The 817-nt window shown below is 34.9% G+C and carries 2 protein-coding genes; both read right to left on the bottom strand.

Translation table 11 applies throughout. The features are described 5' to 3' along the window. The coding region (locus AC1DWB_RS36420) for a sugar transferase (protein ID WP_477545913.1) at positions 1 to 144 on the bottom strand (144 nt) is incomplete at its 3' end. Between the two features lie 9 nt (positions 145 to 153). Further along, a partial coding sequence (locus AC1DWB_RS36415) for a DegT/DnrJ/EryC1/StrS family aminotransferase (protein ID WP_477545912.1) occupies positions 154 to 817 on the bottom strand: 664 nt, incomplete at its 5' end.

Raw genomic sequence — 817 nt, 5'->3', positions numbered from 1 at the left:
ATTCAAGCCAACTCTTTTTTGTTTGAAAATTATTGGTCCTTTAGAATCTATCCTAATCCATGCTGAAATAATGATTAATAGTGGTGCAGTTATAACGATTCCAATAAAAGAAAAAAAAAGATCAAATACCCTTTTAAACAGCATGAATATCTCCTATCTTCTAAACTTACTGTATACGTCGTTAACAGCAGTTATTACGGTTTCAATTTGTTCTACTGACATTTTGGGATATAAAGGCAGTGAGACAGCGCCTTGATACGCCTTTTCAGCTTTTTTATAGTCACCGTTTTTATACCCTAGTTTTCTATAGTAGGGATGTAAATGCACAGGAATAAAGTGTACACTTGTACCAATTCCTCTTAATTTTAACTCTTCGATAAAAGATGATCGGTCTATCTTAAACAAATCCTCTTCTAGACGAATGACATAAAGATGCCATGCGTGAGTGTGATTTTTATTATCGTAAGGTTTAATAATTCCTTCCAGATCTTTCAATCCCTTATTATATATCGATGCATATTGCTCTCTAATTTCTTGGAAGCGTTCTAGTTTTTGCAATTGAACGATTCCCATGGAGGCTTGTAAATCAGTCATATTATACTTGAAACCAGGGTATTCTACTTCATAAAACCAGGAACCCTTATCAGAATAACGATTCCAAGCATTCCTATTCATACCGTGCAAACCCATTACCCTTATTTTCTCCGCAAGTTCCTCATCATTAGTTGTAACCATCCCCCCCTCACCCGTTACAAGATTTTTAGTAGCATAAAAGCTAAAACAAGTKAAATCGCCAATACTGCCTACTCTTTTGTCA

It is taken from the genome of Paenibacillus sp. P4_E11 (assembly GCF_056401635.1).
The sequence above is the reverse complement of the archived record's forward strand: the minus strand, read 5'-3'. Positions and strand labels throughout refer to the sequence as shown.